This window comes from Paracoccus suum (assembly GCF_003324675.1).
GTDB classification, from domain to species: domain Bacteria; phylum Pseudomonadota; class Alphaproteobacteria; order Rhodobacterales; family Rhodobacteraceae; genus Paracoccus; species Paracoccus suum.
This window is the reverse complement of record NZ_CP030918.1, coordinates 1,514,668-1,540,024: the sequence shown is the minus strand read 5'-3', so window position 1 is coordinate 1,540,024 and position 25,357 is coordinate 1,514,668. Positions and strand designations below refer to the sequence as shown.

24 protein-coding genes are annotated in these 25,357 nt (G+C 67.6%); 6 read left to right on the top strand and 18 right to left on the bottom strand.

Annotation, left to right across the window (positions count from 1 at the left end; translation table 11 throughout):
* Positions 1 to 5: 5 nt before the first annotated feature.
* The 3 genes from secD to DRW48_RS07510 all read right to left on the bottom strand — a co-directional run bounded on the left by secD (position 6) and on the right by DRW48_RS07510 (position 3,387).
* Positions 6 to 1,670, bottom strand: a complete 1,665-nt coding sequence (secD, locus tag DRW48_RS07520; protein ID WP_114075873.1) for a protein translocase subunit SecD — start codon at positions 1,668 to 1,670, stop codon at positions 6 to 8.
* Positions 1,671 to 1,677: 7 nt separating this feature from the next.
* Positions 1,678 to 2,013 carry a preprotein translocase subunit YajC gene (gene yajC / locus DRW48_RS07515; protein ID WP_114075872.1) on the bottom strand — a complete coding sequence of 112 codons (336 nt, stop codon included), beginning with the start codon at positions 2,011 to 2,013 and terminating at the stop codon, positions 1,678 to 1,680.
* A gap of 186 nt (positions 2,014 to 2,199) precedes the next feature.
* Positions 2,200 to 3,387, bottom strand: coding sequence for a M20 aminoacylase family protein (locus DRW48_RS07510; RefSeq protein WP_114075871.1), 1,188 nt, complete (start codon positions 3,385 to 3,387; stop codon positions 2,200 to 2,202).
* Between the two features lie 64 nt (positions 3,388 to 3,451).
* Here DRW48_RS07510 and mazG point away from each other — a divergent pair, with 64 nt between their 5' ends.
* Entirely contained in the window at positions 3,452 to 4,288 is an 837-nt protein-coding gene (mazG, locus tag DRW48_RS07505) for a nucleoside triphosphate pyrophosphohydrolase (protein WP_114075870.1), read from the top strand.
* Between the two features lie 19 nt (positions 4,289 to 4,307).
* On the opposite strand, the gene dusA is transcribed toward mazG, so the two are convergent.
* From dusA to DRW48_RS07485, 4 genes are all read right to left on the bottom strand, one after another.
* The gene (dusA, locus tag DRW48_RS07500) at positions 4,308 to 5,279 is read right to left on the bottom strand and encodes a tRNA dihydrouridine(20/20a) synthase DusA (RefSeq protein ID WP_114075869.1); all 972 of its coding nucleotides are present in this window, start codon (positions 5,277 to 5,279) and stop codon (positions 4,308 to 4,310) included.
* A 183-nt stretch (positions 5,280 to 5,462) separates the two neighbouring features.
* Entirely contained in the window at positions 5,463 to 6,380 is a 918-nt protein-coding gene (locus DRW48_RS07495; protein ID WP_114075868.1) for an MBL fold metallo-hydrolase, read from the bottom strand.
* Positions 6,377 to 6,817 carry a DUF6691 family protein gene (locus tag DRW48_RS07490; RefSeq protein ID WP_114075867.1) on the bottom strand — a complete coding sequence of 147 codons (441 nt, stop codon included), beginning with the start codon at positions 6,815 to 6,817 and terminating at the stop codon, positions 6,377 to 6,379. Before DRW48_RS07490 ends, DRW48_RS07495 begins: the two co-directional genes overlap by 4 nt.
* On the bottom strand, positions 6,817 to 7,275 hold the full coding sequence (locus DRW48_RS07485) for a YeeE/YedE family protein (protein WP_114075866.1): 459 nt from the start codon (positions 7,273 to 7,275) through the stop codon (positions 6,817 to 6,819). Before DRW48_RS07485 ends, DRW48_RS07490 begins: the two co-directional genes overlap by 1 nt.
* An 89-nt stretch (positions 7,276 to 7,364) precedes the next feature.
* Between DRW48_RS07485 and DRW48_RS07480 the strand changes: the two genes are divergently transcribed.
* Entirely contained in the window at positions 7,365 to 7,682 is a 318-nt protein-coding gene (locus DRW48_RS07480; protein WP_114075865.1) for an ArsR/SmtB family transcription factor, read from the top strand.
* Positions 7,683 to 7,733: 51 nt separating this feature from the next.
* Here the strand turns inward: DRW48_RS07480 and DRW48_RS07475 are convergent, their stop codons facing one another.
* Genes DRW48_RS07475 through DRW48_RS07450 form a run of 6 tightly spaced genes read right to left on the bottom strand, consistent with a single transcriptional unit; the run spans position 7,734 to position 14,877 of the window.
* Complete coding sequence (locus DRW48_RS07475; RefSeq protein ID WP_114075864.1) at positions 7,734 to 8,249, bottom strand: L,D-transpeptidase family protein; 516 nt, start codon at positions 8,247 to 8,249, stop codon at positions 7,734 to 7,736.
* A gap of 9 nt (positions 8,250 to 8,258) precedes the next feature.
* On the bottom strand, positions 8,259 to 10,430 hold the full coding sequence (locus DRW48_RS07470; protein WP_114075863.1) for a heavy metal translocating P-type ATPase: 2,172 nt from the start codon (positions 10,428 to 10,430) through the stop codon (positions 8,259 to 8,261).
* Positions 10,427 to 11,473: a c-type cytochrome gene (locus DRW48_RS07465; protein ID WP_114075862.1), complete on the bottom strand. Its 1,047-nt coding sequence runs from the start codon at positions 11,471 to 11,473 to the stop codon at positions 10,427 to 10,429. The genes DRW48_RS07470 and DRW48_RS07465 overlap by 4 nt, the downstream gene beginning before the upstream one ends.
* Positions 11,463 to 12,710, bottom strand: coding sequence for a c-type cytochrome (locus DRW48_RS07460; protein ID WP_114075861.1), 1,248 nt, complete (start codon positions 12,708 to 12,710; stop codon positions 11,463 to 11,465). The genes DRW48_RS07465 and DRW48_RS07460 overlap by 11 nt, the downstream gene beginning before the upstream one ends.
* The gene (locus tag DRW48_RS07455; RefSeq protein ID WP_114075860.1) at positions 12,707 to 13,330 is read right to left on the bottom strand and encodes a cbb3-type cytochrome c oxidase subunit II; all 624 of its coding nucleotides are present in this window, start codon (positions 13,328 to 13,330) and stop codon (positions 12,707 to 12,709) included. The genes DRW48_RS07460 and DRW48_RS07455 overlap by 4 nt, the downstream gene beginning before the upstream one ends.
* Complete coding sequence (locus tag DRW48_RS07450) at positions 13,327 to 14,877, bottom strand: cbb3-type cytochrome c oxidase subunit I (RefSeq protein WP_114075859.1); 1,551 nt, start codon at positions 14,875 to 14,877, stop codon at positions 13,327 to 13,329. The genes DRW48_RS07455 and DRW48_RS07450 overlap by 4 nt, the downstream gene beginning before the upstream one ends.
* Positions 14,878 to 15,201: 324 nt before the next feature.
* Between DRW48_RS07450 and DRW48_RS07445 the strand changes: the two genes are divergently transcribed.
* Entirely contained in the window at positions 15,202 to 15,879 is a 678-nt protein-coding gene (locus DRW48_RS07445) for a winged helix-turn-helix domain-containing protein (protein WP_114075858.1), read from the top strand.
* The gene (locus DRW48_RS07440; RefSeq protein ID WP_114075857.1) at positions 15,876 to 17,234 is read left to right on the top strand and encodes an ATP-binding protein; all 1,359 of its coding nucleotides are present in this window, start codon (positions 15,876 to 15,878) and stop codon (positions 17,232 to 17,234) included. The genes DRW48_RS07445 and DRW48_RS07440 overlap by 4 nt, the downstream gene beginning before the upstream one ends.
* Positions 17,235 to 17,291: 57 nt before the next feature.
* Here the strand turns inward: DRW48_RS07440 and DRW48_RS07435 are convergent, their stop codons facing one another.
* The 4 genes from DRW48_RS07435 to dsbD form a co-directional block, all read right to left on the bottom strand.
* A complete protein-coding gene (locus tag DRW48_RS07435; RefSeq protein WP_114077434.1) occupies positions 17,292 to 17,918 on the bottom strand; it encodes a DsbA family protein in 627 nt (208 codons plus the stop codon).
* A gap of 161 nt (positions 17,919 to 18,079) precedes the next feature.
* Positions 18,080 to 18,721: a DsbA family protein gene (locus tag DRW48_RS07430; protein WP_114075856.1), complete on the bottom strand. Its 642-nt coding sequence runs from the start codon at positions 18,719 to 18,721 to the stop codon at positions 18,080 to 18,082.
* A gap of 37 nt (positions 18,722 to 18,758) precedes the next feature.
* Complete coding sequence (locus DRW48_RS07425; protein WP_114075855.1) at positions 18,759 to 19,577, bottom strand: TlpA disulfide reductase family protein; 819 nt, start codon at positions 19,575 to 19,577, stop codon at positions 18,759 to 18,761.
* Positions 19,574 to 21,478: a protein-disulfide reductase DsbD gene (gene dsbD, locus DRW48_RS07420; protein WP_241963412.1), complete on the bottom strand. Its 1,905-nt coding sequence runs from the start codon at positions 21,476 to 21,478 to the stop codon at positions 19,574 to 19,576. The genes DRW48_RS07425 and dsbD overlap by 4 nt, the downstream gene beginning before the upstream one ends.
* Positions 21,479 to 21,678: 200 nt before the next feature.
* Between dsbD and DRW48_RS07415 the strand changes: the two genes are divergently transcribed.
* Positions 21,679 to 22,473, top strand: coding sequence for a siderophore-interacting protein (locus DRW48_RS07415; protein ID WP_114075854.1), 795 nt, complete (start codon positions 21,679 to 21,681; stop codon positions 22,471 to 22,473).
* A 130-nt stretch (positions 22,474 to 22,603) separates the two neighbouring features.
* Positions 22,604 to 23,017, top strand: coding sequence for an META domain-containing protein (locus DRW48_RS07410; protein WP_114075853.1), 414 nt, complete (start codon positions 22,604 to 22,606; stop codon positions 23,015 to 23,017).
* A gap of 9 nt (positions 23,018 to 23,026) precedes the next feature.
* Here the strand turns inward: DRW48_RS07410 and DRW48_RS07405 are convergent, their stop codons facing one another.
* Positions 23,027 to 25,357, bottom strand: coding sequence for an aldehyde dehydrogenase family protein (locus DRW48_RS07405; RefSeq protein ID WP_114075852.1), 2,331 nt, complete (start codon positions 25,355 to 25,357; stop codon positions 23,027 to 23,029).

Here is a 25,357-nt window from a genome sequence, read left to right as displayed (position 1 = left end):
CCCCCTTACAGGATCAGTTGCTTGGGGCGCGTGCGCTCGTACCACACGGCGATCATCAGACGGGTCAGGAAGATCGCGGTGAAGACCGAGGTCACAAGGCCGATGGTCAGGGTGACGGCAAAGCCTTTCACCGGGCCGGACCCGAGGAAGAACATCACCAGCGCAGCGATGAAGGTAGTGATGTTGGCATCGATGATCGCCGACATCGCTTCCTGAAAGCCGGTGGAGATCGACGGACCGACGCGCCTGCCCTTGCGCAGTTCCTCGCGGATGCGCTCGTAGATGATGACGTTGGCGTCGACGGCGGTGCCGACGGTCAGCACGATGCCGGCGATGCCGGGCAGCGTCAGCGTGGCGCCCATCAGCGACATGATCCCGAGGATCAGGATGACGTTCACCGAGACGGCGATCGAGGCAAAGACCCCAAAGAGGCCGTAGCTGGCGACGATATACGCGATGACGCCGACAGTGCCGATAATTGCCGCCAGTCGCCCGGCGTCGATGCTGTCCTGGCCGAGTTCGGGACCGATGGTCCGCTCCTCGAGGAAGGTCATCTGCGCGGGCAGCGCGCCCGCACGCAGCAGGACGGCGAGCTGGGTCGACTGGTCAATGTTCATCGACCCGCTGATCTGGCCCGATCCGGTCGGAATCGCCTCGCGGATCACGGGGGCCGAGATGACCTGGTTGTCCAGCACGATGGCGAAGGGCTGGCCGACATTGGCGGCGGTAAAGGCGCCAAAGCGTTTCGCGCCCGAGGGGCCAAAGCGGAATTCGACCGCCGGCTGGCCGTTCTGGTCAAAGGACGGACGCGCGTCGGTCAGGTCCTCGCCAGTGACGACGGCGGTTTCCTCAAGGGTGTAGAACACCCCCTTCTCGTCGAGCGAGGGTACGAGGATATTGCCGATTCCCGGGCGGGCGTTGGGATCGGTGCCGCGGCCCACGACCGGGTGGAAGGTCAGCTTTGCGGTGGTGCCGATCAGCGATTTCAGCTCGGCGGCGCTACCGATGCCGGGCACCTGAATCAGGATCCGGTCCTTGCCCTGCCGCACGATGGTCGGCTCGCGGGTGCCGACCTCGTCGACGCGGCGGCGAATGATCTCCAGCGACTGCTGCATGGTGCGATCGTCGGTGGCGACCCGCTCAGCCTCGGACAGGGTGACGATCAGGCGGTTGCCCTCGGCCGTGATGGCCAGATCGGTCTGACCGGCACCCGAGATCGAGGCGACCGGCACCGCCAGCGTGCGCGCCAGCTCGACCGCCCGGGCCATCTGGTCAGGATTGCCGATCTCGACCGCGAGCGTTCCTTCAGGCGAGGGCACGCGGCGTACGGCGCCGACCTGATCGCGGGCCTCGGAGAGCACGCGGCGCAGTTCCGGCCACAGGCTGTTCATCCGCGACTTGTAGACTTCCTGGACGTGAACTTCGCCCAGAAGGTGCGCCCCACCCCGCAGGTCGAGCCCGAGGTTGATCAGGGTCGAGGGTAGAAAGCCGGGCCAGCCGGCCTCGGCCGCCTTTTGCTCGGGCGTGGCAAAACCGGCCTTTTCGGCGGCAGAGATGGCGTCGTTATGTGCCTCGACGCGGCCGTAGAACAGGTTCGGGACAGCCAGGCCGATGCCGATCAGGGTCACCAGCAGGATGAGAATGCGCTTCCACGGCGCGATGTCGAGCATCGTGACCTCAGCTGTTCGCGGCGGCGGGCGCGTTCGGCGTCACCACCTGTGCGACGGTCGCGCGGACAACCTTGATGCGGACCTGCGGCGCGATCTCGACCTCGAGCTCATTCTCGCGCACCGCGATGACCTTGCCGATGATTCCGCCCGAGGTGACCACGGTGTCACCCTTTTTCAGCGCCTCGACCATGGCGCGGTGCTGGGTGGCCTTCTTCTGCTGCGGGCGGATCATCAGGAAATACATGATGACGAAAATCAGGACCAGCGGCACGAACTGGGCAAAGGCGGCGGCCCCGCCGGGGGCGGCGGCGGTGGTCTGGGCGAAGGCTGGGCTGACGAACATCGGGTGTCCTTTGGTCGAACGCGACGTGCGCCGGCGGAGGGGCCGCGGCGCGGATTGGCGCGCACCCTATTCGCCAAGGACCGGGATTACAAGAAACCCCCGCGCCGATTCGCGGCGCGGGGGCGAGCGGATACAGGGTCATGATGCGGTCCGCAGCAGGGCGAATTCCGGGGCGGGGCGGCTGGGTTACGAAGCAGCCGCCTCGACCCGCCGCGCGGGCTGCGCGCGTTCGACCAGGCGGGCAAAAAAGCTGGCCCCGACCGGCGATGCGGCGTCGTTGAAGTCAAAGCCGGGGTTGTGCACCCCTGCCCCGGGTCCGGTGCCGAGGAACAGATACGCCCCTGGCCGGGCCTGCAGCATGTAGCTGAAATCCTCGGCCCCCATCTCGCGCCCGGCAGCGGCATCGACCTGGGCTTCGCCCGCAACGTCACGCGCGACCTCGGCCGCAAAGGCGGCGGCGGCATTGTCGTTGACCGTCGCCGGGTAGCCCTCGGAATAGACCAGTTCGACCTCGACGCCATAGGCGCGGGCCTCGCCTTCGCAGATGTCGGTGAGGCGCCGGCGCACCATCTCGCGTACCTGCGGATCGAAGGTGCGGATGGTGCCGTTCACCCAGGCACTGTCAGGGATGATGTTGTCGGCGCTGCCGGCGTGGATCTGGGTCACGGACAGCGCCAGATCGTCCAGCGCGTAATGGTTGCGGCTGGAAATGGTCTGGATCGCGGACACGATGGCGACGGCGCAGACGATCGGATCGGCGGTCAGATGCGGCATGGCGCCATGCCCGCCGCGTCCCCTGACGGTAATGTCGAGCGTGTCGACCGCCGCCATGATCGGCCCGGGCGTGGTCCGAAAACTGCCAAGGTCCTGACCGGGATTGTTATGCAGCGCAAAGACCTGACCGATGTCAAATCGGTCCATCATGCCGTCCTGGACCATTGCCTCGCCGCCGCCGCCAGCCTCCTCGGCAGGCTGAAAGATCAGCGCGACGCGGCCGGCAAAGTTGCGGGTCTCGGCCAGATAACGCGCAGCGCCCAGCAGCATGGTGGTGTGGCCGTCATGGCCGCAGGCATGCATTCGCCCCGGCACGCGCGAGGTCCAGGTCGCGCCCGTCGCCTCGTCCATCGGCAGCGCATCCATGTCGGCGCGCAGCCCGATGGTCGGGCCAGCGCCGCCACTGCCGCTGATGATCGCGACGATCCCGGTCTGGCCGATGCCCTCATGCACCTCGTCCACTCCGAATTCCCGCAGCTTCTCGGCAACGAAGGCCGCGGTCTGGTGGCATTCGAATCCCAGTTCGGGATGCTGGTGCAGGTGCCGCCGCCAGGCGGTCATGTCACTCTCGAAGGCGGCGATGCGGTTCAGGACGGGCATGATGGACTCGCGGCAGGGGCTATGGCAGTTCGGGCCACAGTCAGCATTTGCCGGGGAATTGTCCATGACCGAGGCCACCCTTCCGACAGGCGACCCGCGGGACGACGAGGCCGCCGGGGCCGAGATCGCCCGGCTGGCGCAGATCATGGCCCGGTTGCGCGACCCCAGCACCGGCTGTCCCTGGGACATCGAGCAGACCTTCGCGACCATCGCCCCCTACACCATCGAGGAGGCGCATGAGGTCGCCGACGCCATCGCCCGGCAGGCTTGGGACGAGTTGCCGGGCGAGTTGGGGGATCTGCTGTTGCAGGTGGTCTTTCACGCCCAGATGGCACGCGAGGCCGGCATGTTCGGCCTGACCGAGGTCGCCGCCGCGATCAACGGCAAGCTGATCTCGCGTCACCCGCATGTCTTTGGCGACGAGAGCCGCGACAAGTCCGCCGCCCAGCAGGTCAAGGACTGGGAGGCGATCAAGGCCACCGAGCGCGCCGCCAAGGCCGAGCGGGGAGTGCTGGACGGTGTCGCCTTGGGCCTGCCGTCGCTGACCCGCGCGGTCAAATTGCAGAACCGCGCCGCGCGCGTCGGCTTTGACTGGCCGCAGACCGCGCAGGTGCTGGACAAGTTGCAGGAGGAGGCCGCCGAACTGGTGGCCGCGCGCGACAGCGCCGACAAGGCCCACCTGACGGAGGAGATGGGCGATCTGCTGTTCGTCGTGGCCAACCTCGCCCGCCATCTCGACATCGACCCCGAGGAGGCCTTGCGTAGCGCCAATGCCAAGTTCACGCGCCGGTTTGCGTCGATCGAGGCGGCGCTCGCCGCCCGCGGCAAGCGCCCCGAGGATAGCGATCTGGCCGAGATGGACGCGCTATGGGATGCCGCCAAGGCGGCAGAGCGCGCCTGAACGGCAGCGCGGACGTCCGCTAGGCGACAGCCGCCATGGCGAAGTCGTAGGTCCGCAGATCGCCGGTCGGGCCGGCCTCGGACAAGGTGCGCTTCCAGCCGCGCGCGCCGGGCTGGCCGTGAAACAGCCCCAGCATATGGCGTGTGATTTGATGCAGCCGCCCGCCCGCCGCCAGATGCGCCGCGATCCGCGGGCGCATCGCTTCAGCGGCGGACAGCGGCGTCGTCAGCGGGGGCGCCTCGCCCCAGAGCGTGTCGGCTGCGCCGAGGACGTCCCATGGCTGGTGATAGGCGGCCCGGCCGACCATCACCCCGTTCATGACGCCCAAGTGTTCAACCGCAGCCGCGAGGCTGGCGATGCCGCCGTTGATCGACAGGTGCATATCCGGAAACGCCTCGCGCATGGCATGAACCAGCGGATAATCGAGCGGCGGGATCTCGCGATTCTCGCGCGGGCTGAGGCCTTGCAACCATGCCTTGCGGGCATGGATCGTGACCCGCCGCACGCCACGGTCCGACAGCATCTGCAAAAAGGCGGGAAGCACCTCGTCGGGGTTCTGGTCGTCGACGCCGATGCGGCACTTGACGGTGACCTCGACCCCGCCTGCCGCGTCTTGCATGGCAGCTACGCAATCGCCAACCAATCCGGGATCGCGCATCAAGGCGGCCCCAAAGCAGCCTGACTGCACCCGGTCGCTGGGACAGCCGACGTTCAGGTTCATCTCGACATAGGGCCATGCCCGCGCCGCCAGAACCGCCTTTGCCAGCAGCGCGGGGTCCGAGCCGCCCAGTTGCAGCGCAACCTGGCCCTCTGCCTCGCGGTCGAAGCCCAGCATGCGGTCGCGGTCGCCATGCACGATGGCAGCGGCGGTCACCATTTCGGTATAAAGCAGCGCCCGGCGGCTCAGCAGCCGGTGAAACGCCCGGCACTGGTGGTCGGTCCAGTCCATCATCGGCGCGACGGAGAATCTATGCGCTGGGTATTCGGTCATGGCTTTCTTGAGCGCGCGGGCGCGCCTTCCAGAGGGACGGGCAACCGCATGCGAGCATATTGGGAGGGGCCGCAGACCTAAGGGCCGGATCGCCTGCATAAAGGCGATCTTATGCAGATCGGCAACCCCCGGAGGCCGAATGTCGCGGAGCAATCCGCAAGTTCAAGAACCTGCCCCCCCGCGTCAGAAGCGGTTGACAGGCAGCTTCAGATAGACCCGGCCGTCATCCTCGGCCCGAGGCAGCCGACCGCCCCGCAGGTTGACCTGCAGCGCGGCGAGGATGCGGTCCGGTAGCGGCAGGGTCGCGTCCCGGTCGTCGCGGCGCTTGATCCAGTCCTCGCGTCGGGTGCCGTCCTTGACATGCGGGTTCTCGGCCTTGTGCCTTGCGACCGTCGCCTCCCACATGGGCTCGTCGCGGCTGTCAGTGCCGTAGTCGTGGCCGACGAAAAGGCGGGTGTCCGGCGGCAGCGCCAGGATGGCCTGGATCGAATCCCACAGTTGCGCCGTGTTGCCGCCCGGAAAATCGGCACGCGAGGTGCCGACGTCCGGCTGCATCAGCGTGTCATGCACAAAGGCTGCATCGCCGCAGACATAGGTGACCGAGCCCAGCGTGTGCCCGGGGGACAGCATGACCCGCGCCTCCAGATCGCCAATCCGGAAGGTCTCGCCCTCGGCGAACAGGTGGGCGAAATCGCGCTTTGGCTCGAAAACGCCGGGGAGATTGTAGATCTCGGCCCAGATGGCGGCGATTTCGGGCACCTTCTCGCCAATCGCGTTCGGCGCGCCGGTCCGCTCCGCCAGATGGGCGGAGGCCATGACGTGATCAGCATGGGGGTGGGTGTCGAGCACCCATTGCACGGTCAGACCCTCGGCGCGCACCAGATCGAGCACCTGGTCCATGCTTCCGGTCGAAAAGCGGTAGTTCTTGGGATCGAAATTCCACGCGACGTCGATTAGCGCGGCCATTCTGGTCACCGGGTCGGCGCAGATATACTGGATCGAGCCGGTGTCAGGCTCGTAGATGCCCCAAACGTCGGGGCTGCCCACCCCGCGCGAGGGCGAATGACGCACGAGGCGCTGTTTCAGTTTCGAGTCGGTCATTGCAAGGCGCCTTTGGCCGCGAGGAAGTTGTTCGATCTGGCGCGCGCGCCGATCCAGAGGCCGGCGAGCATGGCCGGCAGGAAAACCAGCGTGCCGGGGGCCAGCAGCGGCAGCGCGGCCCAAGCAGGTCCGGGGCAAAACCCACCGATGCCCCAGCCGATGCCGAACAATGCAGCGCCCAGGATCAGGGGACGGTCGATCCGCGATTGCGCCGGCAGATCGAAGCTGGCGTCCAAGACCGGGGCCTTGCGCCGCCAGACCAACCGGTAGCCGATGAAGGCCGTGGTCATCGCGCCAGCCATGACAAAGGCTAGGCTGGGATCCCACGTCCCGGCAAGGTCTAGGAAGTTCAGCACTTTGGCCGGATTGGCCATCCCCGAAATCACGAGGCCGAGGCCAAAGATGAGGCCGCTGAAAAATCCCATCACCAGGCGCATCACACAGCCCCCACCACGTGGCGCAGGACGAAAACCGTCGCAACTCCCGCCGCCATGAAGGTCAGCACGGCGACGAGCGAGCGGCGGGACAGCCGGGCGAGTCCGCAAACCCCATGCCCCGACGTGCAGCCGGAGCCTAGCGCCGTGCCGACGCCGACCAGCAGCCCGGCCATCACCATCCGGAGCAGATTGCGGGGCACCGACTGGGTCACCGTCCCGCCCAGCAGCATCACCAGCGGCGGCGCAGCGATCAGGCCCAGCAGAAAGGCGATGCGCCAGTCCCGGTCTCGCGGTGCGCGGGTCATGGGCGCGATGGCCCCGAGGAAACCGGCCGTGATCCCTGAAATCCCGGCGATGCGACCGAAAAGGCCCATCACCATCACCGCGCTGAGGCCGATCAGAACCCCGCCAGCCAGCGAGGCCCAGGGCGTGAACGCTGTCTCAACCGCCAGTTCCATGCGTCTTGCCTCGCTAACATCGTCCCGCTTGCCTTGGGCGGACAGCGGCTTATATATTAGCACATTCTATATAAGGCAATCCTAATATCATGGATGCAAAGTCTGCCCCCTCGATCCCTGCCCTTCAGCAGCGCGCAGACCACGTCGCGGGCCGACTGGCCCTGGTCGCGAACGCAAAGCGCCTGCTGATCCTGTGCGAACTCGCCACCGGCGAGCGGTCGGTCGGCAGCCTGCAGGCAGCAGTCGGTCTCAGCCAGTCCGCGCTCAGCCAGCACCTCGCCAAGCTGCGCGAGGCGCGGATGGTGGACACGCGCCGCGAGGGCCAGGCGATCTATTACAGCATCTGCGACCCGGACGTTCAGGTGCTGATGTCAGCGCTTTACGAGGCGTTTTGCAGGGAGCGGTGAGGGTGGGCGCGGCGCTTTTCGCGCGCTCCGCAGGGAGGTCCGCGCGATAGCTCAGCTATTGATCACGATCGGCACGCCACCTTTTACCATGGCGTAGACCTCCTCGATCTCCTCGTCCCGGACAGCAATGCAGCCTGCGGTCCAGTCGCGCTTGGTGGGCGCCAGGCGGTGACCCTCATCGCCCCAGCCGTGGATGAAGATATCGCCGCCGGGGTGCCGACCCTGCGCCTGTGCATAGGCGATGTCGTTCGCGTTCGGGTAGGACACGCCGAGCGACAGGTGAAACTCGCTGTTCGGGTTGGCGCGGTCGATGAAATAGACGCCTTCCGGTGTCTTGCCGTCGGCATCGAAATGCTTGGTGCCGACCGGCTCGTTGCCGAGCCCGACCTCATAGGCCTTCAGGACGGTCTGGCCGCTCATCAGGTACATGCGGCGCTCGCCCTTGTTGACGACGATCTCGGTCACCGGCGGGCCGTTGTAGGTCTTGAACTTTGGATCTGTCTGGCTGCACGCGGCCAGCAGCGCGAGCAAGGCAAACGTGACCGTTCTGCGAGTGACATGTTGCATCTCGAACCCTCAAAGCGTTTCGAATTTATCGGCCACGCCGGCCGAAATCCAGCCGGCCCGGGGGGCGGCCGGCCGATCCTCGCCGGCGGCGCGCCGGCCGAGCCTCTGGCTATTCAGGATGACCGAGACGGAACTCGCCAGCATCGCCGCCGCCGCGACCGCCGGACCGATCAGCCCGAAAGCGGCGGCCGGCAACATGAACGCGTTATAAATCAATGCCAGGGCCAGGTTCTGATGCGCGATCCGCCGGGTGCCGCGGGACAGCGTGATGGCCCCGGCGATATGGGTCAGCCCGCCGGCGGTTATCACGACCGCCGCCGTCTGCACCGCGGCCGAATGGGCATCCGCGACCGAGATCCCGCAATCAGCGGCGGCGAGCGCGGGTCCGTCATTGACCCCGTCGCCCACGAAGGCCACGGGTCGCGGCAGGCTTCCCAGCAGCGCCGCCTTTTGGCTGGGCGTGCAGTCATGCGAGACAGAGCCGGCCGAAAGCCCCAGCCGGTCTGCCAGGGCAAGCGCCGCGGGCGCGCTGTCGCCAGTTGCCATGTGCAGGACAATCCCCTGTTCCCGCAGCGTTGCAAGAACGGAGGCCGCCTCTGGCCGCAGCGTGTCTGCCAGCGCGATGCGGCCGACCTCGCGCCCGTCGCGGCGGACGACCAGCCAGCTGCGCCCCTGCGCATCGGCCTGACCGGCAGCGCCGATTTCGACCACGCGCCCTGCGTCGTCCTCGGCCTCGGCGCCGCGCGGCAGGCGGCGCCCGCCCACCCCAGCCTCGCAGCCATGCGCGGCGATGATCGCCCGGGCGATGGGGTGGCTGATCCCGGTCTCGGCCAGTGCAGCGAGTTGCAACAGCTGGGCGGCATCGATCCCTTCGGCCGGGCGTAGCTCGACCACCTGCAACTGGCCGGTGGTCAACGTGCCGGTCTTGTCAAAGACGATGCTGCCGAGATGGCCGAGCGCGCCGAAGGCGTCGGGATCGCGCAGGCGCATGCCCTGGGCAGCGGCGGTCTGGGCGGCGCGCATCTGCGCCAGTGGCAGGGCAATCGCCAAGGCGCAGGGACAGGCCGCGACCAGCAGGGTCAGCCCGCGCAGCAGCGCGGCCTCGGCCCCGAGTCCCAGGCCAAAGGATACCAGCGCGGTGATCGCGGCCAGCGCCGGGATCGCCACGGACAGACGCGCCGCCCAATGGTCGGAGGCTGAGGCGCGGGTGCCGCGCCGCGCCACTTCCAGCGCGATGGCCCCGCCCATGCGGTCGATCTCGCGGTCGCCGAAAGCGCGCTCGACCCTCAGGATCAGGCGCCGGCCGAGGTTGATGGCACCTGCCTCGACCCGGTCCCCCGATCCGACAGCAACCAGCGCCGTCTCGCCCGTCAGGACAGCGCGGTTGATCTGGCTGTCCCCGGAAAGGACCACCCCGTCCATGCTGACCGGCGCGCCGGCATCGACTGCGATGCGCCTGCCGATGGCCACATCGGCGCAGGGTTGCGGCTGCCAGCCGGCATCGGTTTCGACCAAGGCGGTTTCCGGCGAGGCGTCCTCCATCGCGCGCAGGGCATCGACCGCGCTGCGCCGGGTCGCGGTATCGACCAGCCGCCCGAACAACAGCAGCGTGATCAGCATTGTCGCGGTATCGAACCAGACCTCGGACCGGCCTTGCGCCAGCGACCAGGCCGAGACCGCACAGGCTGACAGCGCGCCGAGGCCGATCAGCAGGTCCATCCCCGGCGCGCGCAATAGGACCGAGCGCCAGGCCATCCACAGGATGCCGGAACCGGCCCAGAATACGACTGGCAGCGCGAAAAGGCCTGAGGCAACGGCTAGCCAGAAGGCGACATCGGGACCCAGCGCCGTGAAATAGATCACCAGCGCCGGCACCATCGACCACATGCCAGCAAAGACGGCGACGGCAAGGCGGATGCCCAGCCGGTGCAGATCGCGTCCCATCGCGGCGGAAACCTCGTCCGGTCGGTGCCGCGGCGCCATCACATAGCCGGCTTTGGCCACGGCAGCCGAAAGGTCGGCGCGGCTGGCCTGGTTTTCATCCCAGTCGACCAGCGCTGAGGCGGTCAGGTAATGCACCCCGGCGGCGCGCACGCCGGGCAGCGACTGCAGGCGCTTTTCCAGCCCGCGCGCGCAGCCGGCGCAGGCCAGCCCGTCGATGCCGAACAGCTGCCGGGTCATTCCGGCGGCGTGACCCCGGCCGGGGCATCGGGCGCGCCCACCGGCCGCGCCGGGTCGGGCGTGCCGACGCCGATCAGGGTGCCATTAAGCACCTGGCCGTAATAGGTCGCGTCGCCGTCATGGGACTTCTTGCGGTTCTCCTCGACCGTGCCCTTGCCCTGGCGGGGATCCTTGGGCCGCTCGTGACTGTCGATATATGCGGCGACGTCCCAGGCCTCCTGGTCGGACAACTTGCCCGGCTGGGAGAGCGGCATGTTGTGCTGCACGAAAGCGGCGGCGGTGTCGATCTTGGCCATGCCCGCGCCCCAGTTATAGCTGTTCGGTCCCCACAGCGGTGGGAACACGATCCGGCCGTTGGCATCGGTCTGGCCCTGCCCGTCCTCGCCGTGGCAGACTGCGCAGTTGGCCGAGAAGACCTGGGCCCCGCGGTCGGAGGAATAGCCGGCCTCGGTCTTGGCGACCTTGCCAAAGCCGTTGCCCTCCATCGGGACGTTGGTCGGCGCGCCGGTGGCGAGCCAGTAGAAATAGCTGTCCAGATCGCGGTAGATGTCGCTGCCATGCGGCGGCGGGCCACCCGAGACCGAATGCTGGGCGTTCATCGAATAGCTGAAGCAACCCATCACCCGATCTTCCATCGTATTGATCTGGTTGTTCTTCTTTCGATACATCGGATAGCGCGTCCAGGCCGCCCACATTGGCGCTGCCATCGGCTGGCGGCCGCCGTCGAGGTGGCAGTTCGAGCAGGACAGCCCGTTGCCGACGTATTCCCCGGCATTGGTGGACGTGTTCATGAAGATATCGCGACCACGCTTGACGGCCTCGCCAAAGGGGCCTTCAGGCAGTTCATCCTCGGAGGGGGGCTGAAAGAAGGCGCTTTGGGCGGCCGGCGCCTCCGTCGTGCGGCCGCTGATCCATGTCGGCAGCAGATCCGACTCGAGCGCCAGGGCGCCGATGGCCACCAGAACAAGTCCCCCGCCGACAGAATAGATCAGCCGCTTCACGCTGCGGCCCTGGCCCGGGTCCTCGTGTTTTTCAGAGCTCATCCTTACCCCCATCAATCTTTGCCTCGGCCCGCTGTTCGGGCGCCGGAACTGCCGGCAGCGAGGCGAGGTAGTCGGCCACGGCGCGACGGTCAGCCTCGGGCAACGCCTCGGAAATCCGGTCCATCAGACCAAGCGGCGAGTTGTTGCGATGACCGCCCGCCCAGGCAGCGAGCTGGCTGGCGATGTAGGCTGGCTGCTGCGCCGCCAGCGCCGGGAAATCGGGTGCCACGCCAAAGCCCGACGGGCCATGGCAGCTGAAACAGGCCGGAACGCCGATGCTCCAATCGCCCTGCAGCGCGATCTGCTCGCCCCGCGCCAGATCGCCGCCAAGCGCGGGCTGCGCGGCAGAGGCGACCCGCTGGCGGGCGTAATAGGCGGCCAGCCCGTGGATCTCATGATCGTTCAGGGCTTTTGCGACCGAATTCATGCTTTCGTTATGGCGCTCGCCTTGGCGGAAATCGCGCAGCTGGCGGGCGATGTAGCCCTGCGCGAGACCGGCGAGGCGCGGCGTGTTCTCGGTCCCCTGCCCCAGATCGCCGTGACAGCTGGCGCAGGACCAGGCATCGCTCTTGCCGGCAAAGACCAGGGCCGAGATGGCAGGATCGGTCGCAGGCTTTGCCTCTGCCGGCATCGGTGGCTGCGTGGGTAGATCGGGGACCAGCGCGGCCAGTTCGGCGCCGCCTTGCCAGCTGCCCTTGTTCGCCTGCGCGGCACGCAGGGTGGCCACCTGCCCGGCCTCGAGCGCGGCCCCGGTCCCGCCAAAGCGGTTGGCAACGAAAGATGCGATCTGCGCGATATCACCATCGTTCAGCGCCGCGGCAAAGCTTGGCATGCGCCCGTCATACGCAAAGCCCGAGACCCGAATGGGGCCGTCGATGCCGCGCAGCATGATCTGGGCGACGACCTCCGGGCCTGCCTTTGCAAAGTCAGACCCGTGCAGGGGGGGAACAGCCAGCCGGACGCCGGCGCCGTTGGGCTGGTGACAGGTCGAGCAGCGGGCGAGGAACAGCGCCTCGCCGCCCTCCGGCGCCTCGGCGGCCACAGTCTCGCCGGATTGGCGCTCGTTCTGGGCGACCGCGTAGCTGCCGCTATCGCGAAGCAGCGTTGCCGTACCCCAGACGGCCAGCGCCACGGCGACCCAGATCACCGGCAGCGGGATGCGCCTGTTGTTCTCCCACGGCTCGTAGCCCTCGTCGGCAAGCCGGGATTTGACGGGCTGCTTGTCGGGCCGGTTCATGAGCTTGCTCCCCGGCGGGCGAAACCGTCGTCCCGGAGCGAGTTTGCGGGCACCGGATAGGTCCGGTCGAGCGACAGCAGGTAAGCAGCCAGATCCAGCGCCTCGGGACGGGCGACAATGACGCCGCCATCCGCCGGGCCGACGCCGTTGGGCAGAACAACAACGGTGTCGCCTTCGGCTGCCTTTGCCTTTTTCTCGAACAGATACGGATAGGCCGGCATGATCGACCACGGAAAGATTGCACGGGGCTGATAGAGATGCGTCAGCTGCCAGCTTGCCGAGGGCAGGCGCGCGCCGACGTTCAGCAGGTCCGGGCCGGTGCGCATCGTCCCCAGCTGGTGCGGACGGTCGAAGACATAATCTCCCGCGACGGCAGGACGGCCCCAGCCGCGTTCTCCGTCCGGGGCCTGGTCGGGCGAGCGGGGCTGCTGGCTGTGGCAGTAGACGCAGCCAAGACTGACATATTGCGCGCGGCCGCGCGCCTCCTGTTCGGTATAGGGGCGCAGCCCTTCAGAGACTGCGCGCTGGGCAATCTGGATGCCCGGCGCGATCACCAGAAACAGGGTCGCAAATGCGAGGATCCCGAGCGAGATCAGCACGAGGGGAAGATAGCGGTTCATTCTGCCGGCACGCTGCTTTGGGGTTGGAGGGCACGGCGCGGGGCGCGCAGGATGCCGATGATGTTGGCGGCAAAGACGACATGGCCCAGCGCCATCATCGTGCCGCCGACCGACCGCGCTTCCAGATACGGCTTCGTTACCATCACGCTTTCCGCAAAACTGCGGGTCGCATCAAGCATCGCGAGGCCCTGCAGCACGCCGCCGATGGTCAGCGCGAAGAAGTAGATCGCAAAGCCGAGCACCACCAACCAGAAGTGCAGGCGGATCAGGCCGGGATAGGCGAACTCGCGCCCCACCATGCGCGGCATGATGTGGTAGGCCGCGCCGAACATGACGATCGAGACAAAGGCATAGGCCCCCAGATGGGCATGGCCGACGGTGTAATGGGTGAAGTGCGTGATCGTGTTGACCGAGCGCAGCGCCTCGATCGAGCCCTGGAACGAAGCCAGCGTGTACATCACCGCTCCGAAGGCGATGAAGCGCAGCGGCAGCGATTCCCGCAGTGCCCAGGTGTTGCGCGCCACCGTCACATGCTGGTTGATCGCCACCGCGATGACCGGGATGAACATCATCATCGAGTGCACGATCGAGAGCGTGACCACCCAGGTCGGCAACGGACCGCCGATCAGGTGGTGGATGCCAACCTGACTGTAAAAGAGCGCGAGCCCCCAGAAGCCGATCAACGACAGTGAATAGGAATAGATCGGTTTGCCGATGATCTTGGGGATGAAATAATAGGCCGTCCCGACCCCCAGCGGCGTCAGCCAGAGGCCGAGGACGTTGTGGGCAAACCACCAGTTCACGGTCGCCTCCTCGACCCCGTAGTGAATGCCCGGGAAGTTGGCGATGAAGAAAAGGCAGGGGAACCAGACCATTGCGGCCAGGAAATACCAGCCGGTGACGTAGATATGGTCGACCTCGCGCGCCCGCGCCGTGCGTACCAGCGGCACGACGAAAAATACCCCGGCGAGGACCAGCAGCATGTCAAACTGCCAGGCGAACTCCAGCCATTCCTCGCCATCGGTCCAACCCCAGGCGAAGGTCACGGCGCCCAGCGTGACGCCGATGTTCCACAGCCAGAAGCCGATCACCGCCAGTTGTGGCGAGCGCAGTTGGGTGCGGAAGATGCGCGGCAGGATCCAGTACATGCAGGCGATGCCGATCTGCGACAGCCAGCCGTAGGTCACGAGGTTCAGGTGCAGCGCGCGCATCCGGCCAAAGGTCAGGGGCGCGGCCTGGTTCAGCCAGTCCGGCCAGTGCAGCTTGAGCGAGGCGATCACTCCGAAGGCTGATGCCAGCAGCAGCCAGAAGATCGCGCCCAGGATCAGTAGCCGCACTGGCCGGGCCGAGACGCGGTCGATCCCGGTGGTGTCGAACAGATGCGTGCCGTCCGTATCGGGCTCGGCTGCCTCCTTGCCGAAGACCGTCTTGGCCTGGGCGCGGTCCAGCGCGAACTGCCGCGTCGCGATCGCCCAGATCAGGAAGGTCAGGGCAAGCAGCGAAACAACGAAGCTGAGGGCCAGAAGCAGGCCCATGGTAATCAACATTGCGGACGGTCCTTCTGTGCGTCCCGGCGGAGCCATGGCGGGTCGGAAACGGCCCGCCCGGATTCACGCGAATCTCGAGCGGCCGGCTTATCGGCGGCAAACCTTAAGCGAGCCTTAAGGTCCGGCCTGCGTCCCGAGCCGCCCCCTCGGACAATCTCGGGATCAGGCGTTTACCGAGGGCCACGGGCCTTCGCCACCGACAAAACGACGCAGCAGCGGCGGAACAATCTTGTCATCACGCCCGACCAGCTAGAGACGCGAGCTTAAGCCCCGCTTAAGCATGGGCGGCGAGACTGTGATCATCTCGGGCAAGGAAATCATCCCATGCGCTTGCTGATTATCGAGGACGACCCGCTGCTGCTGGACGGATTGAGCGTCGGGCTGCGCCTGTCGGGCTTTACCGCCGATACCGCCGGAACGCTGGCTGATGCGCGCGCGGCACTCCTCGGGGGCGGCTTTGCCGGGGTCGTGCTGGACGTCATGCTCCCGGACGGCTCGGGCCTCGATCTGCTGAACGAACTCCGCGCGGCGGGATCGCGGATTCCCGTCCTGCTGTTGACCGCCCGCGACGAGGTGCGCGACCGTGTCTCGGGCCTCGACGCGGGGGCGGATGACTACCTCGGCAAGCCGTTCGATTTGACCGAGCTTGCCGCCCGCATCCGCGCCATGTTGCGCCGTCAGGAGGGGCGGGCGACGGCAGTGATCGAATGGAACGGCCTCAGCCTCGATCCCGCCACGCAGAACGGTCGCATCGGCGGGCGTGAGTTGAGCTTTTCGCGCCGGGAATTCAGCGTCCTGCACGCCCTGGCCGAACATCCCGGCCGCATCCTGTCCAAGGCGCAGCTGGAAGAGCGGCTTTACGGCTGGCAGGAGGATGTCGAGAGCAACACGGTCGAGGTTCACGTTCACAAATTGCGCGCGAAGCTGGGCCGCGACTTCATCCAGACCGTTCGCGGCGCGGGCTACCGCCTGCTGAACCCGGCCGACGGTGGCTCGCCATGACGTCGATCCGCGGGCGCCTGTTTGTCATCCTGCTGCTTGCCACCGGGGCAATCTGGCTGTCGGCCGTCGCCTGGATCCAGCATTCCACCCGCAGCGAGGTCGGCCATGTGCTGGACCGGCGCTTGCAGGAATCGGCGCAGATGGTCGCTTCGCTGATCCAGCGCAACGGCGGCATCGCCGGCCCCGACGCCGCGCGGCTGGTGGACGAGGTCCCGGCCCTGTCACAGACTGGGCGGCACGACGTCGCGCGCCAGCTGATCTGTCAGGTCTGGGGCTTTGACGGCCAGCTGAAGAGCGAATCCGCCGGCGCGCCCTCGGGGCAATTGTCGGCGCAGGCCGGCTTCAGCGAAAACACCATCGATGGTGAGGTGTGGCGGGTCTATACCCATGTCGATGAGGATCTGGGGGTCCGCGTCATGGTCGGCGACGCCCTCAGCGTGCGCGAGAGGCTGGTGCGGGGCGTTGCCATCGGCCTGCTGGCGCCAGCGATCCTGATCCTGCCGCTGCTGGCGGGGATGATCTGGCTGGCCGTGCGCCACGGGCTGGAGCCGCTGGACCGCCTCGCCCATGCGCTGTCGCGCCGTCCGGCGACCGACCTCAGCCCGCTGACGCAGACCCGCGGTCCGGCCGAACTGCGACCGATGACCGAGGCGCTGAACGGCCTTTTCCGCCGCGTCGAGGGGCTACGCGAGCGCGAGCGCAGCTTCACCGCCTTTGCCGCCCACGAGTTGAAGACCCCGCTTGCCGGGCTGAAGACGCAGGCCCAGATCGCCGCTCTTGCGCCCGATGCCGCGACGCGCGAGCGGGCGCTGACGCAGATCACGCTGGCTGTCGATCGCACCGACCGCATGGTGCGCCAGCTGCTGGACATGACGGCGGCCGAGAACACCATCGACAGTGCACAGGCCCCCGCGCAAGACGGCGCGAGCGTACTTGCCGACGTGGCTGGCCAACTGGCCGGGCTGGCGAAATCGCGCGGCGTCGAGTTGCGGCTGAAAACCGGTCAAGCGAAATGGCGCACCACGCAGGCGGCGCTGCTGGCGCCCGCGCTTCGCAATCTGCTCGAGAACGCGATCCTCGCCTCGCCCCGTGGTGCGGTGGTGCAGGCGCGGCTTGTCCAGGATGGCGACGCGGTGCGCTTCAGCGTGCTGGACCGGGGGACCGGCATCGCCGAGGCGGATCGCCCGCATGTCACCGAGCGCTTCTATCGCGGCGCGGCGAGCGCGTCGGGCGGGGGCAGCGGGCTTGGCCTCTCGATAGTGGCGGCCGCCGTGCAGGCGATGGGCGGCGAGTTGCGCCTGTCGCCGCGTCAAGGCGGCGGCGAGCAGGCCGATGTGATCCTGCCCGCCGGTTAGGCTGGCTAAGGCTCTATCTGCGCGGCGGCGCGGTTCTGACGCCGCCGGACTGATATTTCAGGCCAAGGTCGCGCGGGCGCGTTTCACCATGCCGCGCAACTCGTCGAGGCTGTATTGCCCGAAGGCGCCCTCGTCGCCTGCGATGAAGCTGGGCGTGCCGACAAGGCCCATGTGCTCTCCGAGCATGTGGCTTGAGGTGATGTGCCGCTCGACCTGCTCGCTGTCCATGTCGCGCTCCAGGCGCGCGATATCGAGGCCGATGTCGCGCGCCACCTGCATCGTGGCCTTCTCGGTCACGCGGCCCTTCGTGCGGAACAGCGCGGTGTGATATTGCCAGTATTTGCCCTGCTGCAGCGAGGCCAGCGAGGCGCGCGCCGCGAATTCCGAATCCTCGCCGAACACCGGCCATTCGCGCAACACGACGCGCAGGTTCTTGTCCTCGACGATCAGGCTGTGCATCGGCCCGACCATCTTGCGGCAGAACGGGCAGTTGTAGTCAAAGAACTCGGTCAGGGTGACATCGCCATTGGGATTGCCCAGTACCGGGGCGGTCGGGTCGCGCTCCAGCGCCTTGCGCAGGGCGGCCGGCATCGGATTGCTGGCCGCAGCGGCAGCGGCGGGCAGGGCGACGGTCGGCAGCACAAGCAGGCTGGCGCCCGCGAGAACAAGATTTCGACGATGCATGTTTTTTCCTTCATGGTTCATGGCGTGGGGCTTGCGGGGCTTGCCCCGCCCTGACGTGTTTTCGGCTGATGCCAACCTGCGGGCGCAGGCGCGGCCCGGCTGGTCGGTCGCCTCGTTTCCCGAAACGGCTACGGGCGCCGGCTTAAGGCAGCCTTAAGACCTCAGGCGGCGGCGCGGGCATCGGCGATGATCGCCCGCAGTCCGGTCTCGTCCAGCGCACCGGGATAGATCTTGGCGCCGACGATGAAGGCCGGCGTGCCTTGCAGACCCAACTCGCCCGCCTGGGCGGAATTGCGCGACAGCAAGCCGTCCCATTTTCCGCGATCCGCGCGATAGGCGGCCAGCGAGGCGTCGGGGTCGATACCGCCATCGCGTAGCACCTGCCGGATCTGCCCCTCGGACAGTTTCGCCTCGGTCGCCATGAGGGCCGAATGCGCCTTTTCATATTCCCCGGTCGAGGATGCCCCGAGGACCAGTTGGCTGGCCCGAACCGAGGGCGCGCCAAAGATCGGCCAGTCCTTCATCACCAGCCTGATATCGCCGTCCTCGTCGACCACGCGCGTCAGCATCGAATGGCCGCGTTTGCAGAACGGGCACTGGTAGTCGAAATACTCGACGATGGTCAGCGCACCCTTGGGGTTTCCGAGGACGGGATTGTCGGGATCGTGCAGGACATCTTGGACACTGAGGGCGGCGGCCTTGCTCGCGCCCCGGTCCATGCTGAGCAGGAAGGCCCCGCCGGCGATCCCGGCCAAACCGAGGCCGACGGTGCCCGCCAGAATGTCGCGTCGGGTTATGCTCATCTCGTTTCTACTGTCTGGCCGAGAGCGCCGGTCCGGCTCATCTTCGCGGTGCTGCGTCAGCGATCATGCGGCCCAGGGCCGCTCGTGAAATTTCGCCGGTGTGTGCTCCGATCAGCCGGCCACCGGCGTCGAAAACCAGCGTCGAGGGCAGGCCAATCGCCTCAAGCGCAGCCATCAGCCCGCTCTGCGGATCGCGGACCATTCCGGCTGGCGGCAGCCCCTCGCCGCGCAGGAATGCGTCAATCTGGTCCGCGCCCTCGCCTTGATTGGCGAAGATGAAGTCCACCCCCGGCGTTCGCGCGGCGAGGTCGGTCATCATCGGCATCTCGCGCCGGCATGGCGGGCACCAACTCGCCCAGAGGTTCAGCACCACGGACCGCTCGCGCCCGGTCAACTGGACCGGGGCGCCGTCCAGAGCCATCAGTTGCATCGGAGGCAAATCAGGTTTGGTCATGGGAAACGCGACCGGGATCGCCAGATGCGTGACCAGTGCCGCGGCGCTGCCCAGGGCCAGCGGCGCGAGCGCGCCGCGCACATCGCGCAGCATCGCCAGCAGAAACACTGCGAGGCCGGCTGCCCAGCCACCGGCCGGCAGAAAGCCGCCCTGCCACAACTTGACGCTGTCCCAAGGATGGGGGGAAAACTCGGCCCAGTTCATGGCGACAAAGCCAATGCGAGCGCCCATGATCCAGGCGATGGCGGCCAGCCAGGTCCAGCGCGCGGGATCGCCGCGCAGGACCTGCCCCCGCTGGCCCCGGGCGACGATTTCCGCCACGGCAAAGAACAGCAGCAGCGCGAAGATCGCCGCGAACCGCGCGCCGTCAAACACCAGCGGTCCTATCGAGACGGCATTCACGACCCGACTTTGCCGATCGAGGACAGCATCGCGCCGCTGTCGACCATGCCAATCAGCCGGCTGCCCGCGGCCTCGGCCCGGGCCGCGTCCAGAAAGATCATGGTCGGCGGGCCCGCCGCGGCCAGATCCTTCATCAGCATCTGCGCCTCGGCGTTGAAATCGCTGACATCGACCTTGATCGCGTCCAAGCCGCTGAGGGCCGCGGTGACTGCGGGATCCGCCAGCGGCCCGCGCTCGATGGCGCGGCACGTCACGCACCAGTCGGCAGTGACATAGACCAGCGCAGGCTTGCCGCTTCCCGAGGCCAGCGCCTGTTCGAGGCCCGCGCCGGTGGTGACGTGCGCGAACTGCGCTTCAGCCCCTGCCGTTGCTGGCGCCGCGCGGCCCGCCAAGGGCGCCAGCGGCCGCAGCGGGTCGACGGCCCCGAGGGCGGCACCAAGGCCCTGCACCACGCCCGTAAAGAGCAGCAGCACCCCCAGCACTGCTGCCAGCCGCCGCCCGCGCGTCGCGCCGCTGTCGAGCCGGTCGAGCGCACCGAGGAAGACCGCGGTCCCGACCAGCAACGCCGCCCACAGCGCCAGTGTCGCGGGTCCCGGCAGCACGCGGCTCGCCAGCCAGATGGCAAAGCCGAGGAAGATGACGCCGAACACCTGCTTGGCGCCCTCCATCCAAGCGCCGCTGCGCGGCAGTATCCGCGGCCCGAAGAGACCGATGACCAGCAGGGGCACGCCCTGCCCCAGCCCCAGCGCGAACAGCGCCGCCGCGCCGAGCGCCACGTCGCCGGTCTGCGCGATATAAAGCAGCGCCCCCGCCAGTGGCGCGGTGACGCAAGGCCCGATGATCAACGCCGAGGTAAAGCCAAGCACCGCCGCCCCGCCCAGCGAGCCACGCTTGCCCGCGACCCGACCGAGCCGGCGCTGCAGCGCCTCGGGCATCTGCAGTTCGTAAAATCCGAACATCGACAGCGCCAGAAGAACGAACAGCACGGCGATCACGGCGATGGCGGCCGGCGATTGCAGCACCATCTGAAGGTTCGCGCCGGACCAGGCCGCGGCGATGCCCAAAAGGCCAAAGGCCGCCGCCATCGCCAGAACGTAAGCGCCGGTCAGCACCAGACCACGCCGCGCGGTCAGGGCCTCGCCCTGCCCGGCCAGCATCCCGGCGACGATGGGAAACATCGGAAAGACGCAGGGCGTGAAAGCCAGCAGCAGGCCAAAGCCAAGGAAGCCAAGGATGACCAGCGCACCGCCGCCGCGCGCGGCGAGGCCTTGGACGAGGCCCTGGTCCTGCGCGAGGATCACGCCGGTGCCTGTCCCCCGCCGCGCAGTTTCCGCCCCACCGGCCCCCGCATCTACCTGCCCCACATCAACTTTGCCAGCCTCTGCTTGGTCGACCATGCCTGTCTGCGGGGTCCAACCCGACCCTGCAGACACGCCGCCATCGTCCTGCGCGGGGGTCCGATTCGCGACCGGCAGGACGCTGCCGTCGGCACCCAGACTGACCTTTTGCGGCGCGTAGCAGATGCCGTCCTGCTGGCAGCCCTGCCAATGCAGGGTCATTCCGTCGACCGGATGATCCAGCATTGCACTGACATTCTGGCGGTAAATCTGCCCTTCGCCCAAATAGGGGTCGGCATAGGTCTCGCCCTCGGGCAGCGACAGCGACAGCTCCTGCCCGTCGCCGGCCTCGGCCTTCAACTCACTGCGGTAAAGGTAATAGCCGTCCGCGATATCCCAGTTGAGGTTCAGCGCGCCGTCGGCGTCCTGGCTGACCCTCAGCGCAAAGGCGTCCTCTGGTTGCAGTGGTGGCTTGTGCGTCTGGGCGCCCGCCCAGCCTGCGGCAAGGACCACAATCAGCAGCGACAGCGTCGCGAAGGATAGGGAAAAAAATCTTGTCATCATGCCGGCTTGGCTAGGGAAGCCACCTTAAGCCGACCTTAAGCCTGCCCAACAAACCTGTGAGAGAGTGATCCGCGTCGCGCAAGCGATCCTGAAACGCAACGTCAGGTTGCGGGGGTCGACAACCGAAGCTGGGGCCGCCTTGACATACCTATGTGTTTTACTCAGATATCTGCCCGCCATTCCCCGCAAAGGTCGCCCCCATGAGCCTGACCCATCGCTTTCCCATCTCGCTGCGCGAACTTGAGGTTCTGGACGTCGAGGATATCTCGCCCCGGCTGCGACGCGTGACCCTTGGCGGCCCCCAGATGGGTGCGTTCGAGCGACAGGGCCATCCGCAGCCGCCGCTGCAGAGCCTAGGGCCGGACGATCACGTCAAGCTGTTCTTTCCCGACCCGGATACCGGCATCCTGTCGTTGCCGGACCAACTCAGCGATCATCTGCATTGGCCGCAAGACCCGCCCGCGGTCTCGCGCGAGTATACGCCCCGCAGCCACGACCCGGCGGGAGGAACGCTGGCGCTGGAGTTTGTGCTTCACGGCCACGGCATTGCAGGCACATGGGCGGCACAGGCGCAGGTCGGACAGCACCTGTTCGTCGCCGGACCCAAGAAATCGGCACTGATCTCGCCGGCGGACTGGTATCTGCTCGCCGGGGACGAGACCGCCCTGCCGGCAATCGCCAACTGGCTGGAAATGCTGCCGCAGGATGCCGCTGTGCGCGCCCTGATCCTGGTCGAGGACGAGGCCGCGATCATCCCGCTGGCCGCGCCGCGCGACGCCGATATCCGCTGGCACGTCACTGATCACGCCGATGCCGGGCTGTTGACGCAATTGTTGTCGGCCACGCCGCTGCCCGCAGGCGACGGCTTCATCTGGGCCGGGGCCGAACGCGAAGCCATCGCCACCCTTCGTAACCATTTGTCAGAATTGCAATTTCCTAAGGACCGGTTCCACGTTACCAGCTATTGGCACAAGGACGATGCGGCGGGGGACTGACGGCGGGGTGCGACCTTCCTGCATCGTCACGCGACATCTTTGACACGGAACTCTGGCGGATTGTCCCAGTTTGTGCACAAGCCCCTCATTTACCGTCTCATCACCCCCTGACCTGACCCGAGGTGCCGCGATGCTGAAACCGATCCTTTCCACCCTTGCCGCGGTTGCGGTGCTGGCCGCATGCGAGCCTACCGGCACGACCTCGGCCGATTCCGGTGCCGACCCGATGTCGGGCAGCTGGCGCATCCTCAGCATCGGCGGCACCAAGGTCGAGGATGCGAACGCCACGATGATGACCTTTACCGGGCTGACCACCGTCACCGGCTCGTTCGGCTGCGGCGAGTTTACCGGCAACTACACCTATGACCGCAACGTGCTGTTCATCACCAACATCGCCGGTTCGCCGATGGCCTGCAGCGGCGCGCCCGAGCGTCAGAACCGCCACGGCATGCGCCTACTCAGCTTGCCGATGACCGTGGTCGCCGACGCGAACGGCGCCATCCTCAGCGGCCGCGAAGGCCAGAGCTTCGCGCTCGGCCGCTGATCTGTCCGACTAGTAGGCTGCCCCGCCGGTCCCCGCCGGCAGGGCGCCATAGGGCAACCAGACGGTCTTGAGGCGGGTGGCGTGGCGCAGATAATCGCGCCCAGCGCCGCCCGTGCCCAGCCAGTCGCAATCCGGTACCGCCCAGACCGGCTTGAGGTTGCCTGCCGCTGCTGCACCCGCTTGTACCTGCAGATCCTGACCCGCCCCTGCCAACCACAGGGCCGCAACATCGTCATGCGCGGCCAGTGTCATCGCCAGATCGCGCGCCCCACCGGTCACGATGTTGACGACGCCGCCCGGCACATCCGAGGTGTCCAGCACCTGATAAAGCTCGAGCGCCGCGCGCGGTCGCGCCTGCGCAGGCACCGTGACGACCGCGTTGCCCATGGCGATGGCCGGCAGCACCAGCGACAGGAAGCCCAACAGCGGCGCCTCCGCCGGTGCGATCAGGCCCATGACGCCATGCGGCTCGGGCAGGACCATGGTGAGATGGCCGGGTTTGGTCTGGACCGTCGCGCCGTCGAACTTGTCGGCGAAACCGGCATAGAAAAAGCAGCGGCGGATGGCGGCATCAGCCTCGGCCGCCGAGGTCAGGGCTGCAAACTGGTCGCGCCGGGCGGAGAGGTTCTCGGCAAGGTAATACAGCACCTGCGCGCGGGCATGCGCGCCCATGGCGGCCCATTTGCCGGCCTTGTGCGCCGCCTCGACGGCGTTGCGGATGTCCTTGCGGTTGCCGGCCGGGACCAGCAGCCCCTCGGCCGCATAGCTTGCGCCCCCGTCGGGGCGCTTTTGCGCGCCGCCGATATACAGCTTGGCCGTGCGGTCAATGGCATCGGGTGCCACGGCGGCGGCAGGCGCAGGCAACTTTTCCGGTTTGGCGGCCTGCGCCGTGGGCGTGGGCTCGCGCAGATAATCCAACATACCCGCTCGGCCACCCTCGCGGCCAAAGCCGCTTTCGCGCACGCCACCGAAGGGCGCAGCAGCGTCAAAGATGTTGGCGCAGTTGACCCACACCACCCCCGCCTTGAGCTGCGCGGCCAGATCGGTGGCGTTCGTCGCGCTCTCGGACCAGACCGAGGCGGCGAGGCCGTAGCGCGTCGTATTCGCCAACTCGACCGCCTCGTCAGGGGTGCGAAAGGTTGTCAGGGTGGCGATGGGGCCAAAGATTTCCTGCTGCCAGCCGGGGTTGGCCGGCGCAACGCGGCGCAGATAGCCCGGCGCGATGGCGCAACAATCGAGCGCCGCGCCGCCGACCAGTTCGGCCCCGCCGGCCACCGCATCGGCGCAGATCGACAGGATGCGGGCCTTTTGCACCGGATCGACGATGGCGCCGACGTCGGTCGACTTGTCCAGCGGCGGCCCCACCCGCAGCCCCGCCATGCGCGCGGCCAGCCGCGCCTCGAACGCATCGGCCACCGCCTCGGCGACAAGGATGCGCGATCCGGCGCAGCAGACCTGGCCCTGGTTGAACCAGATCGAATCGACCACGCCCTCAACCGCCGCATCAAGGTCGGCATCCTCAAGGACGACAAAGGGCGACTTGCCACCCAGTTCCAGCGTCAGGCGCTTGCTCGTCCCGGCTGTCGCGGCGGCGATCTGGCGGCCGACCTCGGTCGAGCCGGTGAAGGCGATCTTGTCCACCTCGGCCGCGACCAGCGCCGCACCGGTGGCGCCGTCGCCGGTCACGATGTTCACGACGCCGGGCGGCAGGCCGACCTCGGCGCAGATCTGGGCAAAGGCGAGTGCCGACAGCGGGGTATATTCGGCCGGCTTCAGCACCACGGTGTTGCCAGCGGCCAGTGCCGGGGCGATCTTCCACGCCAGCATCAGCAGCGGAAAATTCCACGGGATGATCTGCCCGCAGACGCCGAGGGGAGCAAAGCCCGGCATCTCGCTCGCCAGCAGTTCGGCCCAGCCCGCGTGGTGATAGAAATGCCGCGCGACCAGCGGCACGTCGATGTCACGGCTCTCGCGGATGGGCTTGCCGTTATCGAGCGATTCAAGGACCGACAGAAACCGCTCGCGCTTTTGCACGGTGCGGGCGATGGCATACAAGAAGCGGGCGCGGGCATGGCCGTCCAACGCCGCCCATCCCGGTTGCGCCGCGCGCGCCGCGGCGACAGCGGCGGCAACATCCGCCTCGGTCCCCTGCGAAACCTGCGCCAGCAATTCGCCTGTCCAGGGATCACGGCTGTCAAAGGTCGCACCGGGCGCGGTGAACGCGCCGTTGATGAAATGGCCAAAGCTGGGACGATCTGCCAGCCAGGCGCGCACCGCGCCGGCATCCTCGGGCGCGGGGCCGTATTCCATGCTGTCCATGATCTCCTTCACGCTCGGCAT